17 protein-coding genes are annotated in these 15,916 nt (G+C 69.2%); 2 read left to right on the top strand and 15 right to left on the bottom strand.

Annotation, left to right across the window (positions count from 1 at the left end):
* The first annotated feature begins 178 nt into the window (after positions 1-178).
* The gene (gene disA, locus E2F48_RS12855; RefSeq protein WP_133404368.1) at positions 179-1,255 is read left to right on the top strand and encodes a DNA integrity scanning diadenylate cyclase DisA; all 1,077 of its coding nucleotides are present in this window, start codon (positions 179-181) and stop codon (positions 1,253-1,255) included.
* Positions 1,256-1,285: 30 nt separating this feature from the next.
* Here disA and E2F48_RS12850 read toward each other — a convergent pair whose 3' ends face one another.
* The gene (locus E2F48_RS12850; protein WP_246018965.1) at positions 1,286-1,831 is read right to left on the bottom strand and encodes a hypothetical protein; all 546 of its coding nucleotides are present in this window, start codon (positions 1,829-1,831) and stop codon (positions 1,286-1,288) included.
* 174 nt (positions 1,832-2,005) lie between these two features.
* Here E2F48_RS12850 and E2F48_RS12845 point away from each other — a divergent pair, with 174 nt between their 5' ends.
* On the top strand, positions 2,006-2,953 hold the full coding sequence (locus tag E2F48_RS12845) for an HhH-GPD family protein (RefSeq protein WP_133404366.1): 948 nt from the start codon (positions 2,006-2,008) through the stop codon (positions 2,951-2,953).
* Positions 2,954-3,062: 109 nt separating this feature from the next.
* Here the strand turns inward: E2F48_RS12845 and dhaM are convergent, their stop codons facing one another.
* From dhaM to E2F48_RS12770, 14 genes are all read right to left on the bottom strand, one after another.
* Positions 3,063-3,812 (bottom strand): dihydroxyacetone kinase phosphoryl donor subunit DhaM, encoded by a 750-nt coding sequence (gene dhaM, locus E2F48_RS12840; protein ID WP_133404365.1) that lies wholly within the window; start codon positions 3,810-3,812, stop codon positions 3,063-3,065.
* Positions 3,809-4,450, bottom strand: a complete 642-nt coding sequence (dhaL, locus tag E2F48_RS12835) for a dihydroxyacetone kinase subunit DhaL (protein ID WP_133404364.1) — start codon at positions 4,448-4,450, stop codon at positions 3,809-3,811. The genes dhaM and dhaL overlap by 4 nt, the downstream gene beginning before the upstream one ends.
* Positions 4,451-4,452: 2 nt before the next feature.
* Positions 4,453-5,454 (bottom strand): dihydroxyacetone kinase subunit DhaK, encoded by a 1,002-nt coding sequence (gene dhaK / locus E2F48_RS12830; protein WP_133404363.1) that lies wholly within the window; start codon positions 5,452-5,454, stop codon positions 4,453-4,455.
* Positions 5,455-5,671: 217 nt separating this feature from the next.
* Positions 5,672-5,854, bottom strand: coding sequence for a CsbD family protein (locus tag E2F48_RS12825; protein WP_120165832.1), 183 nt, complete (start codon positions 5,852-5,854; stop codon positions 5,672-5,674).
* Positions 5,855-5,983: 129 nt separating this feature from the next.
* On the bottom strand, positions 5,984-6,493 hold the full coding sequence (locus E2F48_RS12820) for an amino-acid N-acetyltransferase (RefSeq protein WP_133404362.1): 510 nt from the start codon (positions 6,491-6,493) through the stop codon (positions 5,984-5,986).
* Between the two features lie 112 nt (positions 6,494-6,605).
* Positions 6,606-9,113, bottom strand: coding sequence for an ATP-dependent Clp protease ATP-binding subunit (locus E2F48_RS12815; RefSeq protein WP_133404361.1), 2,508 nt, complete (start codon positions 9,111-9,113; stop codon positions 6,606-6,608).
* A gap of 100 nt (positions 9,114-9,213) precedes the next feature.
* Positions 9,214-9,540, bottom strand: a complete 327-nt coding sequence (locus tag E2F48_RS12810; RefSeq protein ID WP_120166428.1) for a histone-like nucleoid-structuring protein Lsr2 — start codon at positions 9,538-9,540, stop codon at positions 9,214-9,216.
* Between the two features lie 80 nt (positions 9,541-9,620).
* Positions 9,621-9,836: a hypothetical protein gene (locus E2F48_RS12805; RefSeq protein ID WP_133404360.1), complete on the bottom strand. Its 216-nt coding sequence runs from the start codon at positions 9,834-9,836 to the stop codon at positions 9,621-9,623.
* A 4-nt stretch (positions 9,837-9,840) separates the two neighbouring features.
* Positions 9,841-11,295: a lysine--tRNA ligase gene (gene lysS, locus E2F48_RS12800; protein WP_133404568.1), complete on the bottom strand. Its 1,455-nt coding sequence runs from the start codon at positions 11,293-11,295 to the stop codon at positions 9,841-9,843.
* 94 nt (positions 11,296-11,389) lie between these two features.
* A complete protein-coding gene (gene panC / locus E2F48_RS12795; RefSeq protein WP_133404359.1) occupies positions 11,390-12,322 on the bottom strand; it encodes a pantoate--beta-alanine ligase in 933 nt (310 codons plus the stop codon).
* Positions 12,319-13,233 carry a Rossmann-like and DUF2520 domain-containing protein gene (locus E2F48_RS12790; protein WP_133404358.1) on the bottom strand — a complete coding sequence of 305 codons (915 nt, stop codon included), beginning with the start codon at positions 13,231-13,233 and terminating at the stop codon, positions 12,319-12,321. The genes panC and E2F48_RS12790 overlap by 4 nt, the downstream gene beginning before the upstream one ends.
* A complete protein-coding gene (locus E2F48_RS12780; protein ID WP_185149824.1) occupies positions 13,220-14,845 on the bottom strand; it encodes a PH domain-containing protein in 1,626 nt (541 codons plus the stop codon). Before E2F48_RS12780 ends, E2F48_RS12790 begins: the two co-directional genes overlap by 14 nt.
* Positions 14,846-14,919: 74 nt before the next feature.
* The gene (locus tag E2F48_RS12775; RefSeq protein WP_133404357.1) at positions 14,920-15,435 is read right to left on the bottom strand and encodes a PH domain-containing protein; all 516 of its coding nucleotides are present in this window, start codon (positions 15,433-15,435) and stop codon (positions 14,920-14,922) included.
* The gene (locus E2F48_RS12770; RefSeq protein WP_133404356.1) at positions 15,428-15,916 is read right to left on the bottom strand and encodes a DUF3180 domain-containing protein; all 489 of its coding nucleotides are present in this window, start codon (positions 15,914-15,916) and stop codon (positions 15,428-15,430) included. The genes E2F48_RS12775 and E2F48_RS12770 overlap by 8 nt, the downstream gene beginning before the upstream one ends.

The following is a 15,916-nucleotide window of genomic DNA, read 5'->3' as shown; positions in this document are numbered from 1 at the left end:
CGCCGGGCCCGGCGGGAACCGGCCGCGGGCAAACACCGACACCGGAAAACCCGGGCACTCCCACTAGTATTGTGATCGGCTGCGTGGAATTTCCGTGTCCGCCTCGGCCCGGCGCCACTTCCCGGGCCACCCCACCACGCGGTCCCCAACGGCGCGCGGACGCTGAAAGGATGGCACGATGCCCCGTAGCCCCGAGGACGCCCTCAAGGCCACCCTGGCCCGGGTCGCGCCCGGAACTCAGCTGCGCGACGGACTCGAACGGATCCTCCGCGGCCGGACCGGCGCGCTGATCGTCCTGGGCTTCGACCGGACCATCGACTCCATCTGCTCCGGCGGCTTCGACATTGGCATCGACTTCTCCCCGACCCGCCTGCGCGAGCTTGCGAAGATGGACGGGGCCATTGTCTGCGACCGGGATGCGAGCAATATCCTCAGGGCCGCCGTCCAGCTGGTGCCTGACAGCACCATCCCGACCCAGGAGTCGGGCACCCGCCACCGCACCGCCGAGCGGGTAGCGATCCAGACCGGCGTCCCGGTGATTTCCGTCAGCCAGTCGATGCAGATCATCGCCCTGTACGTGAACGGACTGAGGCACGTCCTGGAGGGCTCGGAACCGGTGCTCGCCCGCGCCAACCAGGCCCTGGCAACCCTCGAGCGGTACCGTGCCCGCCTCGACCAGGTCACCAACTCCCTGTCGGCCCTGGAGATCGAGGCCATGGTCACCGTGCGGGACGTCGCCATCACCCTGCAGCGGCAGGAGATGGTCCGGCGGATCTCTGAGGAGATCTCCCAGTATGTCCTTGAACTCGGGGTGGACGGACGGCTGCTGTCGCTGCAGGTGGAGGAACTCACGACGGGCCTCGGGCCGGGCAGCGAAATGGTCCTGCGCGACTACATGGATCCCGGCAGCAACGGCGCGTCCCCCGAGGAGCGGGTGGCAACCCTCCAGGGGTTCAGCTCCACCGACCTGATCGACCTCGGAACAATCGCCAGCGTCCTCGGGTTCAACCCCTCGACCGATTCCCTCGACGCCGTCGTCCAGCCCAAGGGATACCGGCTGCTCTCGGGCATCAAGGCCGTCCCGCCCGCCGTGGCGACCCGGCTCGTCGACCACTTCGACGGTCTCCAGAACATGATGGCCGCCAATATCGAGGACCTGATGGCCGTCGACGGCATCGGCGAGCAGCGTGCCCGCACCGTGCGCGAGGGCCTTTCCCGGATTGCCGAAACGTCCCTGCTCGACCGGTTCATGTAGCCGGCCGGCCCTGCGTCAATTCCGCCCGGGCTACTCGAGGACGAAGGTGGACGGAGGGCTGGTCCGGCTTCCGAGTTTTGTAGTCAAGGTGTAGGTTCCGGGGCCGGGTACCGCTTCGACGGCCTCGCATCCGGGCATGCTGCGGATCCGGTCCCAGGTGAAGGACGCCTTTTCCTCAGCGCCGGGGGCGATGTCCTTGAGCAGGTCCTCCGAGCCGTCCTGGCAGTCCACGGACGAGAAGATGCGGTCCGAGGCGCTCGTGACCTGGAACTCCATCTGCGAGGTGCCGACATTAACCTTGCACGGCGCGTCGCCGTCGTTGCGGACCACCAGGGTGAAGGCGGGTTTCTGCTCCCTCCCGTACGTCTTCGCGTCGGTGGCAGCCTCAACGGACACCGCCTTCTCATCGCATTTCGCCGCGGGGGCAGCTGTGGGTGGCGGCGTAGAGGCCGTTTCCTGAACCGCAGGGGCGGAACCCGCCTTCGCCTCCGGGGTGTTTCCGGCGAGGGCGTCGGTGACGGCCTTGGCGCCGACTGCCAGCCCGGCGACCACCAGCAGGGCCAGGATTGCGGCCACCAGCCGCCGTCTGCGGTAAACGGCCGGGCTTGGTCGGCGCGGCGGGTACCCGGAGCTTCCGGAAAGGCGCGGCCTGCCTGCTGGTTCCATGGTCCAAGGCTAGGGATTTCCTGCCGATTGCCGGAGACACCACGCCGGTCAGTAGAGTAGGAAGAATTGTTCTCAGGAGTTCGAATGTTTTCTCGGCGGGACCTCCCAGCCCTGCACCGGTCCGTGATCGAGTGGTTTGATACGGCCGCCCGGGACCTTCCCTGGCGCAGCCCGGACCGTTCCGCGTGGGGCGTGCTCGTCAGCGAGGTGATGCTGCAGCAGACCCCCGTAGTGCGGGTGCTGCCCGTCTGGGCGGAATGGATGGCCCGCTGGCCCTCCCCCGCGGACCTCGCCGCCGCGGCCCCCGGAGAGGCGGTGCGGCACTGGGGGCGGCTCGGATACCCGCGGCGCGCCCTGCGCCTGCACGCGGCGGCAGTGGCTTTGGTCGACCGCCACGGCGGGGCCGTCCCGGGAACCTACGGGGAACTGCTGGCCCTGCCCGGAGTGGGAAGCTATACGGCCGCCGCGGTGGCGGCCTTCGCGTTCGGGCAGCGCGAAAATGTTGTGGACACCAACATCCGCCGCGTTCACGCCCGCGCCGTCACCGGCACCGCCCTGCCCGCGCGCTCCCTGACCGCAGCGGAAATGCGCCTCGCCGCCGATCTGCTCCCGGCGGAGCCCGCCGAGTCGGTGCGCTGGAACGCCGCGGTGATGGAACTCGGGGCGCTCGTGTGCACTGCGCGGAGCCCGCAGTGCGGGCAGTGCCCGGTGCGGGCTGCCTGCGCCTGGCTTGCCGCGGGCCGCCCTGCCCCCGAATATGTCCCGAAGGGCCAGGCCTGGGCGGGTACCGACCGCCAGGTCCGCGGGGCGGTCCTGGCGGTGCTGCGCGAGGCCGAGGGCCCGGTGGTTCGGGACGTGCTGCTGAGCGGGCCCATCGACCTCGGGCTGGGCGGAGAAGGCCGCCTGTCCGCGGCGCTCTCCCGGCTGCACAGGCTGGGGGCACCCGAGGAACAGCGCGGGCGCGCCCTTGCGGGCCTGCTTGACGACGGCCTCGCCGAGGAGACCGCAGCCGGAATCCAGCTGCCCGCGTAGGAACTCACGGCGCCGGACCGCGCCGGTCCGGTGGTTGCTGGACCGGCCGTGGTGCCGGCCAATCACGACGCAGCCGGCACTGACGCGGCCTGTCCCGATCCCGTGCGTCCTAGTGCTGCCCGTCCTCGTTCATCTCGCCGAACCCGTCCTCTACGGCCGCTCCGATCAGCTCGATGGCCGCCTCGGCGTCCGGTCCCACCGCCTGGGCGCTCACCGTCTTGCCCTTGCCCAGCCCGAGGCTCATCAGGAGCATCACCGACTTGCCGTCGATGCCGTTCACAGTGACCTCCGCATCGAGGTCGGCCAGGCCCCGGGCCAGGACCGCAGCGGGACGGGCGTGGAGACCCATGTCGTTGGGGAGGACCCAGGATCCGCTGGCCGACGGCCCCTCAGGAGCCGCCGCCTTGGCGGTTCCGGGTGCGGCGGCCGACCGGCTCACGAAAGGTTCGAGGGCCTCGGGCCGGATGGAGACAACGGCCTCCTCGGCCGCACGCAGGACGTCCTCGACCGAACCGCCCGCCTGCGCCTGCACCGCTGCTGCAACCGCCCCCTCGACGAGGGCGGCGCTGGCGAGGCGCACCGTGGCGCGCTCGTCCTCATCGAGGAACTCGAGCGCCATCTCGGCGGTCATCACGGCCGAACCGAGGTCGGTGAGGATGACCACCCCGTCCCCCTGACCGGCTTTCGTGATGGCATTTGCCACCTTCTCGAAGCTTGTCCCGATCCGTGCCGCCCCGCCGCCGGCGTCAGTTCCTCCGGCCGGGACGAGGCGGACGTCCGCAGCCATCTGGGCGGCGAGCTCGCACACGCCCTCCGCGATCTTGGCGCTGTGGGAGACGATGACCAGCCCAACGCTCATCCGGGCCCACCAGCGGCCTCGGCCGCGGCCGCAAGGATCAGGGCCGTCGACGCCGCCCCGGGATCGCGGTGACCCGCGCTGCGCTCCCCGAGGTAGCTGGCCCGGCCCTTGCGTGCCACCAACGGGTCGGTGGCCACGGCGCCGGCCTGCGCCGCGTTGGCGGCCGCGGCGAGGACCGCGCCCGGCCCGGCACCGGCGGAGGCGGCCGTCGCCGCCGCCTCCACCGCCGGAGTCCACGCGTCGATCATCGTCTTATCGCCGCTTTCGGCCTTGCCGCGGGCGACGATTCCGTCCCGGGCGGCCGACAGCATGGCGACCACGGCGTCGGGCTGTGCCTCCGCGGCGTCGCCGAGCGAGGTCGCCGCGCGCAGCAGCGCCGTGCCGTACAACGGCCCGGCCGCTCCCCCGACCGTTGACATCAGGGTCATCGCCGCGGCCTTGAGCACCTCGGCCGGAGTGGCCGGCGGCGGACCGGCGTCGAGCTTGGCGACGACCGCGGCGAAGCCCCGATCCATGTTCTCGCCGTGGTCGGCGTCGCCGATCGCACGGTCGAGCTCCATCAGGTGCGTCCGGTTCTCGGCGACCGCGCGCGCGGCGGCGCGCAGCCACTCCTGGGCCCATCCGGCGTCGAGCGCCACGTCTAGACCCCCCACCGCAGGGCGGCGGTGGAGACCGGAGAGTCCCACAGGGTGATCATCTCGTCATCGAGCTTCAGCACCGTCAGCGACGCGCCCTCCATCTCGAGGGCGGTGATGTAGTTGCCCACGAGGGACCGCTCGACGGTGACCCCGCGCTCCTTCAGGAGGGCGACGGCCTTGCGGTAGACGATGTAGAGCTCGCTGGCGGGGCTGCCGCCCATGCCGTTGACCATCAGCAGGACCCGGTCGCCCGAGCCGAGGTTGAGGTCGGCCGTGATCGGCTCGAGCAGGCGCGTGGTGATGCCGTCGGCGTTCTCCATGGCGATGCGGTGCCGGCCGGGTTCGCCGTGGATTCCGATGCCGATCTCAATCTCATCCTCGGCGAGGTCGAAGCTGGGGACCCCGGCGTGGGGTACGGTGCTCGGTGCGAGCGCGGCGCCCATGGAGCGCACATTGTCGATCACCCGCTGCGCCACCGCGGTGACGGCCTCGAGGTCGTCGCCGCGTTCGGCCGCGGCTCCGGCGATCCGCTCGACGAAGACCGTCCCGCCGACCCCGCGGCGCCCGGCGGTGTAGAGGGAGTCCTCGACCGCGACGTCGTCATTGACGAGCACGGAACGGACCTCAACACCCTCGGCCGCCGCAAGTTCGGCGGCCGTTTCGAAGTTCAGGACGTCGCCGGTGTAGTTCTTGACGATGTGGAGCACGCCGGCGCCGCCGTTCACGGCCGTGGTCGCCGGGAGGATCTGGTCGGGCGTCGGCGAGGTGAACACCGCCCCGGGCACCGCGGCGTCGAGCATCCCGCGCCCCACATACCCGGCGTGGAGGGGTTCATGGCCGCTGCCTCCGCCCGAGACCAGGCCCACCTTGCCTTGGACGGGCGCGTCCTTGCGCACGACGAAGAGCGGATCGGTATGGACGGTGACCAGGTCGGCGTGGGCGAGGCCGAAGCCCTCCACGGACTCGTTGACGACGGCCTTTGGGTCATTGATGAGCTTTTTCACGAAGGTACGCTCCTTCTCGGCTGGGCGAGGTCTCGGCCCGGCTGTCCCCTGTGGACCGCGCCGGCCACGATGAACGATACCCGGTGGCAGGGCCCATTCCTATAGCGGTTTTTCTCCATCCCTGCCGTGAGGTGCGGTTAAGCCACCGCGGGAGAGGCCCATTGCTGGGCACTCTCCCGCGGCTTGGCCGGATGCTGCGATCCGGACGTGCAGTTCTCTAGCGGTCGCCCTTCTTGAAGGCGTCCTTGATGTTCTCGCCGGCATCCTTGAGGCTTGCCTTGGTCTGGTCCTTGTGGCCTTCGGCCTCAAGGTTCTGGTCGCCCGTCGCCTTACCAAGACCTTCCTTGATCTTGCCGCCCAGGCCTTCGCCCTTGTTTCCGATCTTGTCATCCAGTCCCATGAACAGACTCCTTCTCCTCGGCATTCGGGCCCCGGTTCCGGGAGACCCAACCGCACCGCGAGCGATGCTAAGCACTCTTACTATATCCGGGTGGGGTCTCCCTGACCACCTCTGCCCGGCCGAAAACGCCTAGAGAATGCGGATCATGCGCGTGTTTCCCAGGGTGTTCGGCTTCACCCGGGCCAGGTCGAGGAACTCCGCCACGCCTTCGTCGTGGGAGCGCAGGAGCTGCGAATACACCTCCGGGTCCACCGGCGACTGGTCCTTCATCACCTCGAAGCCGCGCTTGCGGAAGAACTCGACCTCGAAGGTGAGGCAGAAGACCCGCCGGACGCCGAGGTCGGCGGCATCGGCGAGGAGCCGCTCCACCAGGGCGGTTCCCACGCCGCGGCCCTTCGCCGATTCGGCGGTGGCGAGGGTGCGCACCTCGGCGAGGTCCTCCCACATCACGTGCAGCGCCCCGCAGCCGAGCACCGTGCCGTTCGGGTCCTCGGCGATGCGGAACTCCTGGAGACCCTCGTAGTAGGCCACTGTCTCCTTGGCCACCAGGACCCGCTCGTCGGCCAGCGGCGCCACCAGGGCGCGGATGGCGCCGACGTCGGAGGTGCGGGCGGGACGGATGCGGAAGGACGGGCTCACCCGCACCAGTCTACAAAGCGGCGGGCGCACCGGGGACTGCTGCGGCCGGCGCCGCGCACGCAAAAAGGCCCGCCCCGGTGTGCCGGGGCGGGCCTTTCGGTACTGCTGAGTGTTACTCGGGGACGGTCGCCTCGATGGCGGGCGGGGCGTCCTCGATGGCCTTCGGCTCGCCGTGGCCGACGAAGGTGAACTTCGCGTCGACGCCTTCGCCCTCGACGTCGACCTCCACCCGCTCCCCCGGCTTGAGGTCGCCGAAGAGGATCTTCTCGGACAGCTGGTCCTCGATCTCGCGCTGGATGGTGCGGCGCAGCGGCCGCGCACCCATCGCGGGGTCGTAACCGCGCGTCGCCAGCAGCACCTTGGCCGCAGGAGTCAGCTCGATCGTCATGCCCTTGTCCGCCATGCGCTTGCCGAGGCGCTCGAGGAACAGGTCCACGATCTCCACGATTTCGCTCTGGGTGAGCTGCGGGAACACGACGGTGTCGTCGACGCGGTTGAGGAACTCGGGCCGGAAGTGCTGCTTGAGCTCCTCGGTGACCTTCGCCTTCATCCGGTTGTAGCTGGTGTTGGTGTCGGTGCCCGACTGGAAGCCGGTCATGACGCCCTTGGAGATGTCGCGGGTTCCAAGGTTGGTGGTCATGATGATCACGGTGTTCTTGAAGTCCACCATGCGGCCCTGGCTGTCGGTCAGGCGGCCGTCTTCAAGGATCTGCAGCAGCGAGTTGAAGAGATCGGCGTGCGCCTTCTCCACCTCGTCGAACAGCACCACGGAGAACGGCTTGCGGCGGACCTTCTCGGTCAGCTGCCCGCCCTCTTCGTATCCGACGTAGCCCGGAGGGGCACCGAAGAGGCGCGAGACCGTGTGCTTCTCGGAGTACTCGGACATGTCCAGGGTGATCAGGGCATCCTCGTCGCCGAAGAGGAACTCGGCGAGCGCCTTGGCCAGCTCCGTCTTACCGACGCCGGTGGGACCGGCAAAGATGAAGGAACCGCCCGGGCGCTTGGGATCCTTGAGGCCGGCCCGCGTACGGCGGATGGCCTGGGAGATCGCCTTGATCGCCTCGTTCTGGCCGATGACCCGCTTGTGCAGCTCATCTTCCATGTGCAGCAGGCGCGAGGACTCGGCCTCGGTGAGCTTGAAGACCGGGATGCCCGTGGAGTTCGCGAGCACTTCGGCGATCAGTTCCTCGTCGACCTCGGCGATATCGTCGAGTCCGCCGGACTTCCAGCGGCGTTCCTTGTCGGCGCGCTGGTCGTGGAGCTTCTGCTCCTTGTCACGCAGCGACGCGGCACCCTCGAAGTCCTGGGCGTCGATCGCCGACTCCTTCTCGCGGCGCACGTCGGCGATCCGGTCGTCGATCTCCTTGAGCTCCGGCGGGGCGGTCATCCTGCGGATGCGCAGCCGGGCGCCGGCCTCGTCGATCAGGTCGATCGCCTTGTCCGGAAGGAACCGGTCGGAGATGTACCGTTCGGCGAGGGTCGCCGCGGAGGCCAGGGCACCGTCGGTGATCGAGACGCGGTGGTGCGCCTCGTACCGGTCGCGCAGTCCCTTGAGGATTTCGATCGCCAGGGCCACGGAGGGCTCGGCGACCTGGATCGGCTGGAACCTGCGCTCGAGGGCGGCGTCCTTCTCGATGTGCTTGCGGTACTCATCGAGGGTCGTGGCACCGATCGTCTGCAGCTCGCCGCGGGCGAGCATGGGCTTCAGGATCGATGCCGCGTCGATGGCGCCCTCGGCGGCACCCGCACCCACAAGGGTGTGGATCTCGTCGATGAACAGGATGATGTCACCGCGGGTGCGGATTTCCTTGAGCACCTTCTTCAGCCGCTCTTCGAAGTCGCCGCGGTACCGGGAGCCGGCCACGAGCGAACCGAGGTCGAGCGTGTAGAGCTGCTTGTCGCGGATCGTCTCCGGCACGTCCCCGCGGACGATCGCCTGCGCGAGGCCCTCAACGACGGCGGTCTTGCCGACGCCGGGCTCACCGATCAGCACCGGGTTGTTCTTGGTGCGGCGGGAGAGGACCTGCATGACGCGCTCCATCTCCTTCTCGCGCCCGATCACCGGGTCGAGTTTCGATTCACGCGCGGCCTGGGTCAGATTGCGCCCAAACTGGTCGAGCACGACGGAACCCGCCGGGGTTCCCTCCTGCTGCTGGCCGCCGGCCGCGGCCGGCTCCTTGCCCTGGTAGCCCGACAGCAGCTGGATGACCTGCTGGCGGACCCGGTTGAGGTCGGCCCCGAGCTTCACCAGGACCTGCGCGGCAACGCCCTCACCCTCGCGGATGAGGCCGAGCAGGATGTGCTCCGTGCCGATGTAGTTGTGGCCAAGCTGCAGCGCTTCCCGCAGGGAAAGCTCGAGCACCTTCTTGGCGCGGGGGGTGAAGGGGATATGGCCGGACGGGGCCTGCTGGCCCTGCCCGATGATCTCCTGGACCTGCTCTCGCACAGCACCCAGGGAAATGCTGAGTGATTCCAAAGCCTTGGCGGCAACACCCTCACCCTCATGGATGAGGCCAAGCAGGATGTGCTCGGTGCCGATGTAGTTATGGTTGAGCATGCGGGCCTCTTCCTGGGCCAACACGACAACTCGACGGGCACGATCTGTAAATCGCTCAAACATGAGACACACTCCTAGCTAACGCGTAACTCGATGCTACGTGTACCCGCACAGGAATTGGGGCGTGTTCGCCACAGGCGAGAATATGCGCCGAACCGCCCGCTCAGCGCTGGGCGGCTCGGTATGCCTCCACGATCTCGCTGTTCACGCGGCCCCGGGCGGATACGTTGTATCCGTTTTCCTTCGCCCATTCACGGATCTGCGCCGCTTCCTGGTTCCGGGCGGGGGCGGCACTGGCGCGCTGCTGCTTCGAGGAGCTGCTGCGCCGGGCCGAGGAGATGTAGGTTCCCAGCGCCGAACGCAGTTCCTTCGCGTGGGCCTCGGAGAGGTCGATCTCGTACTGGACTCCGTCGAGCCCGAACCGGACGGTTTCGTCGGCCTCGCCGCCGTCTACGTCGTCAATGAGGATGATTTTCACTTTCTGCGCCACCGTGAGCTCCTGAATTAGTGCGTGTATGCGAATATCCCCTAATTAGATTATGGGGCACGCTCAGGATGCCGTCAAAAAAATTACTTCGCTGAATTAGTTCCGTCGATATCCGGCCCGGACTCCGGGCCGCTGGTTTCAGTTGGTTCATCGTGGGAACGATCTTCCTCCACGCGAAGTTCCCGCGCCCGGGACATCGCTTCGCGCTCGGACCGGTCGGCATTGAGGATGGTGCGCATCACAAAGTAGAAAAGAACGGCGAGGGTGGCCGAAGGCAGGAGCACTTCGAGGTATTCCATGGGCTCAGCCCGCTTCCGGCTTCAAAAGGGGAAAGAGGATGGATTCCCGAATTCCGGTATTTGTGAAGAGCATCACGAGGCGGTCGATGCCGAGCCCGATGCCGCCCATGGGCGGGGCGCCATACTCGAGGGCCCGCAGGAAGTCCTCGTCGAGCTGCATGGCCTCTTCGTCGCCGGCCGCGGCCCGCCGCGACTGCTCGGTGAGCCGTTCGCGCTGGATCACCGGGTCGATCAGCTCGGAGAATGCGGTGCCGCGTTCCATGCCGCCGATGATCAGATCCCACGCCTCGATCAGGCGCGGGTTGCTCCGGTGGGGCCGGGCGAGCGGCTGGGCCGACGGTGGGTAGTCGTAGACGAAGGTGGGCTGGATCAGGGTCGGCTCGACGAGCTCCGAGAACAGCTCAAGGACAAGCTTTTCGGCATCCCAGGCGGGGTCCACGGACACTCCACGCTCATCGGCGATGCGCGCCAGGACCGCCGCTCCGGTCTCCGGCGTGATGTCCTGCCCCAGAACCTCCGACAGCCCGGGGTAGACCCCGAGCCACTTCCATTCGCCGTCGAGGTCAATGGTTCCCTGGGGTGTTTCGATGGTGCGCATCCCCAGGACGTCGGCGCAATTGAGAATCATTTCCTTCATCCGCTCGGCCATTCCGAACTGGTCGGTGTAGGCCTCGTAGGATTCGAGCATGGTGAATTCGGGGCTGTGCGTCGAATCGACGCCCTCATTCCGAAAAATCCGGCCGATCTCGTACACGCGGTCAATTCCGCCCACGACCGCCCTTTTGAGATAAAGCTCGAGCGCGATGCGGAGGGTCATTTTCTGGTCGAAGGCGTTCAGGTGGGTTTCGAACGGCCGCGCGGTCGCCCCGCCGTGGACCAGCTGGACAATCGGAGTTTCGACTTCGATGTAATCGTTGGCGTGAAGGGTCTCGCGCAGGGAGCGGGTGATCGCAGCGCGGGTGCGGACCATGCTGCGGGCCTCCTCGCGGACCATCAGGTCGACGTAGCGCTGCCGGACGCGGGTCTCCTCGTTGACTCCGGCGTGAAGGGTAGGCAGCGGGCGCAGTGCCTTTGACGCCATGGCCCAGCTCTCCGCCATCACCGAGAGTTCGCCGCGCCGTGAGCTGACCACCTCCCCCTGGACCTGGACGTGGTCCCCAAGGTCGACCAGTGCCTTCCAGTCGGCGAGCTGCTCCTCACCGACGACGGCGAGGCTCAGCATCACCTGCAGCCGGGTTCCGTCGCCCTCCTGCAGGGTGGCGAAGGCGAGCTTGCCGGTGTTGCGGATGAAGACGACGCGTCCCACCACCGAGACCCGGGTGCCGGTGGCCTCATCGGGCTCGAGGCCCGGGAACGCTGCACGGATCTGTGCGAGCGAGTGGGTGCGTTCGGGCTTGACCGGGTAGGGCTCCCTGCCGCTTTCGATCAGGCGGGCACGCTTCTCGAGGCGGATCCGCATCTGCTCGGTGAACTCGTCGGCGGAGAGGACCTCAGGGGTGGGGTTTTCTTTCGTCACGGTAGCCAAGTTTACGGGGTCCGGTAATCCCCGGATTTCACCCGCCGTTCAGTTCCATATTGTCGATGAGCCGCACCGGGCCCACCCGGGCGGCGACGAGCGCCAGCGCGGTCCCCGTGAACGGGGTGTTGGCGCAGGCGAAGGCGAGCGGTTCGAGGCTGAGCGGGTCGACGACCTCGAGGTACTCGAGGCTCACGGCCGGTTCGCTGGCGATCATCGCCAGCACGGAGTCGGGGTCGAGGGGCTCGTTCCGCTCAGCGCGTTCCCTCAGCATGCCCAGCGCTCGCTGCAGCACGAGGGCGGCAACGCGTTCGTCCGCCGAGAGGAAGCGGTTGCGGCTCGACAGGGCCAGGCCGTCGGCGTCCCTCACTGTAGGCACGCCGATGATGTCGACGGGGAAGTTGAGGTCGCGCACCATGCGCTTCACCAGCGCCAGCTGCTGGGCGTCCTTCCGGCCGAAGTAGGCGCGGTAATCGGCGGCGGCGTCGGGAGCGCCGAGGTTCAGGAGCTTCGCCACGACGGTGAGCATGCCGTCGAAGTGGCCCGGCCGGAACGCGCCTTCGAGTTTCTCCCCGAGGGCGCCTGCCTGCAGCCGTACCTGCGGGGGGCCGTCGGGGTAGACCTCGTCGGCGGCCGGGGCGAACACCAGGTCCACCCCCTGGGCGCCCAGCAGTTCGAGGTCGGCCTCCAGGGTGCGCGGATAGCGGTCGAGGTCGGCCTGCTCTCCGAACTGCAGCGGGTTGACGAAGATCGTGACCACGACGACGTCGTTCGTTGTGCGCGCCGCCGCGGCCAGCGCGGCGTGGCCGGCGTGGAGCGCACCCATTGTCGGCACCAGTCCCAGCGACGGACGCCGCGCGGCCCCGCGCCGGGGATTTTCCGCTGCCCGGTGGAGCAGTTCGGCGCCGGCGCTGCGGAGTTCTCCGGCCGTCGTGACGAGCCGTGGAGTGCCCGGAATTGTCTCGGTCATGGTTCGTCCTCGGTGGGGGTCGGTTCAAGGGCCGCGAGCACCGCTGCTCCCTGCTCGGCGCTGAGCAGGCCCCGGTCAAGGGCCCGCAGGGTGGTGGCCCGCGCCATGTCGCGGTAGGCCAGTGCGACGTCGGCCGCGTCGTGGCGGGCCAGTGCGGCGGTGTGGGTTCGAACGGTCTCCACGTCGCCGCGGGCGACCGGGCCGGTCAGGGCCGACTCCCCTGAGCTCAGCGCGTTCTCGAGGGAGGCCTTCATGAGCGGGCCGAGCATCCGGTCGGGGCGCTGCACGCCGAGGTCGCTGAGCAGCTGGGCGGACTGCGAGGCCAGGGTGACGAGGTGGTTCGAGGCGTGGGCCAGTGCCGCGTGGTAGAGCGGCCGGCTCTCCTCCTCGATGATCACCGGCTCCGCGCCCATCTCCACGACGAGGGCCTGGGCGATGGGCAGGACCGCCGCGGGCGCCGTGATGCCGAAGGTGCACTCGGGGAGGCGGCCGAGGTCCAGGCTGAGTCCGGTGAACGTCATGGCCGGGTGGATGGCCAGCGGGATGGCACCGGCGCGGCGGGCCGGGGCGAGGACCTCGGTGCCGGAGCGGCCGGAGGTGTGGACCACGAGCTGTCCGGGCTGCCAGACGCCCAGGCGTGCCAGGCCTTCGACGAGCCCGGGGAGGGCGTCGTCGGGCACGGCCAGGAGCACCAGTTCGGCCCGTTCGACGATGACGGGAATGTCGAGGATGGGCACCCCTGGCAGGAGGGTTTCCGCGCGTTCCCGGCTCGCTTCGGAGACCGCGGACACTCCGACCACCGCGTGTCCGGCAGTGCGCAGGGCGGCGCCGAGCACCGCGCCGACCCTGCCGGCTCCGATGACGCCCACCCCGAGGCGGCCGGGTCTGCGTGAGGATTCAACGTTGTTCATGGCTACCGGGTCCCTCCGGGATCTGCTGCCTGTTCGGCTGGTCAAGCGGTGGATCAAGCGGTGGTTGCTCAAGCGGTTGGTCACGCGGGGGATCGAGCGGGGGCTGGCCGGGACCGGGCGGCTCCTGTGCCCCGGTAGCGGGTGGGCCGTAGCTGGGCGGTGCCGGCATGACGGCGCCGGAGGTCTGCTGGATGGGCTTCATCCACTGCTCGGGGATGCTCCGCCGGCGCGCCTCGGCAGCGCGTCGGGCCTGCCCCGAGAACAGGTCGAGCGCCGCGGTCTCATCAATGTGGCTCAGGGAGGGTGCGACGGGACCGGGCGTCGTCTGCAGCTGCAGCTCCATCACCCGAAGGGCCCGCTCAAGGGGGCCCTGGTGAAGCGACAGCGACTGCGTCCGCTCGTGGGGCACGACGGCGAGCCTGCGGTGAAAGTACCCCGAGCGGACGAGCAGCGCCGTGCCGGTCACGGCGAAGCCGCTGCGCCGCCAGGTCAGGGGTGCGAGCCACCGGGCTCGCCGCGGTGCCGTGGTGAAGCCCTCGGCCGGCCCCGAGGCGTTCAGGCCGGCGGAGAATACCTCCAGCGGGCGCTCGGTGCCGGGGTCGGGCAGGACGAGCGCGAGGATGGAGAACACCTCGGCGCGGGTTCCGACGGGCAGCAGCGTGGCCCGGGCCTGTCCCTCGCCCGGGGAACCCGCCCCGTACCCGGCGACATTGGCGTTGATCCGGTACCAGCCCTTGAGCCGCCAGAGCAGCGGCTGGTCGATTCCGACGGCCTGGACCCGCCCCGGCGGGACGGTCTGCGCCCGGGTGTCGAGCAGGCCGTACCGGACCCGGATGCCGTCGGGTGAGAGGGCGGCCCGGAAGTTGTAGCCGGAGTTGAGCGCACTCCAGTACGTACCGGCGACCCCCAGTGCCATGGGGATGAGGGTCGGTGCGGCGAACGGGGTGCGGAACACCACTGTCACCGTGGCGACGACGACCACCGCGGCCAGGAGCAGCACGGTGGTACCCGAGAGCAGGACGGCGCCGATCACCCGGCCGGAGGGCACCGCGACGACCTCGCGCTCGGGCGCCTCGGCGAGGCCGCCGGAGGCATCGGGTGCCACCGCGGCGCCGGAGGCCCGGGCGAGGATGGTGGCCCGGAGCTGCTGGGCCTCGGAGAGGCGGAGGAAGGCCAGGCGGACCGCCGACTCGCCGGCATCGGCCACCTCGAACTTCAGCTCGGCCAGTCCGAAGATGCGGGCGAGGAAGGGCTGGACGACGTCGATCGCCTGGACGCGGTCGAGGCGGGCCTGCCGGTTCTGCCGGAACAGGACGCCCGAATTCACGCGCACGTACTCGGCGGTGACCTGGTAGCGGGTGAAGTACCAGGACACGAGGAACCCGAGCGCGATCAGGACGACGATGCCCAGGATGAGCGCGATGGTCAGCCCGATCCCAATGGCACCCGGCAGCCCTTCCCGGGCACCGGGGCCGAAGAGGCCTTCGAACCAGTCCCTGCCGAAGAAGAACGCGATGGCGGCGAGGGCGATCCAGCCGCGCACCAGCGGGGAGATCACCGAGACCCGGCGCCAGCTGTCGTCATCCGTTCCGGCCGGCGGGCCTCCCGGCATGGGCCCGTCCGCCGTCGCGGCCCTGTCGCGGGGCTGGCCGGGATACGGAGTTCCCGGGTGCGGGTCGGGGACGCTCACAGACCCGCCAGCCGTGCTTCCCCGCGGCTTGAGAGCTGCTCGCGGAGTCGAGCTCCCTCGGCGGCGGGAAGGCCCGGGATAGCGGCGTTGGTGGCCGGGGAGGCCGTGTGGAGTTTGAGGGTGCACAGTCCGAACGCGCGCTCGAGGGGGCCCACGGCGACGTCGACGTACTGCATGCGGCCGTAGGGGACCACCAGGGTGCGCTGGAAGATGACTCCGCTGCGGATCAGCAGGTCGTCGTCGCGCTCCGCATACCCGAGGGCACGGACCTGGCGGGGAAGCAGCAGGCCCCTCCATCCACTGATGAGGAGCACGGCGGCCGGCAGGGCAATGGCGATGGCCAGCGGCGGGAAGTCCGGCCACACCCCGGCGAGCCGGAGGATCAGCGGGATGCTGAAGATCAGCAGGTAGATCACCGAACCGACGAACCAGCCGATCAGGCGCACCCGGAGGTACTTGGGTGAGACCCTCGACCAGACAATGCCTTCGGGGTCGATCGGTTCCCTACGCATACTCTCCCTCGCTTGTTCCCGGGGTGCCGGCGCCGCCCTCGTCCTCGGGCGGGATCCTGCAGAACCCCTCGACGACCAGGCCGACGACGACCATGACGATACCGCCGGCCATCAGGGCGAGGGTCCCCCACGCCGGTCCAAAGGTATCGCGTACGGCCAGCAGGGAGAGCTGGTCGACGAAGATGCCCGCGTGCCAGCCCAGGCTCAGGGCGCCCGCGTAGGCCGTCGCCTGGGCCAGCACCACGGTGCGGGCCGCGAGAATGGGGTTCAGCTCACGGTCCCGTTTGCCGTTGCGCCACCGCAGCACCCGAACGCCGAACACGAGCGTCACGGCGATGATCAGCGCGACCGTGAGCAGCGAACTCAGGTGGAGTGAAGGGGTGGGGTAACCGTTGCGGCCCGCCCAGAAGTTGACGGTCCAGCCCACAACGCCGGAGACGATCCCGATGCCGATCAGCCAACTGAACCGAATGCTCATCAT

This window comes from Arthrobacter crusticola, assembly GCF_004357995.1.
Classification (GTDB): domain Bacteria; phylum Actinomycetota; class Actinomycetes; order Actinomycetales; family Micrococcaceae; genus Arthrobacter_D; species Arthrobacter_D crusticola.
Note: the sequence above shows the minus strand (reverse complement) of the source record. Positions and strands in the feature narration are given on the sequence as shown.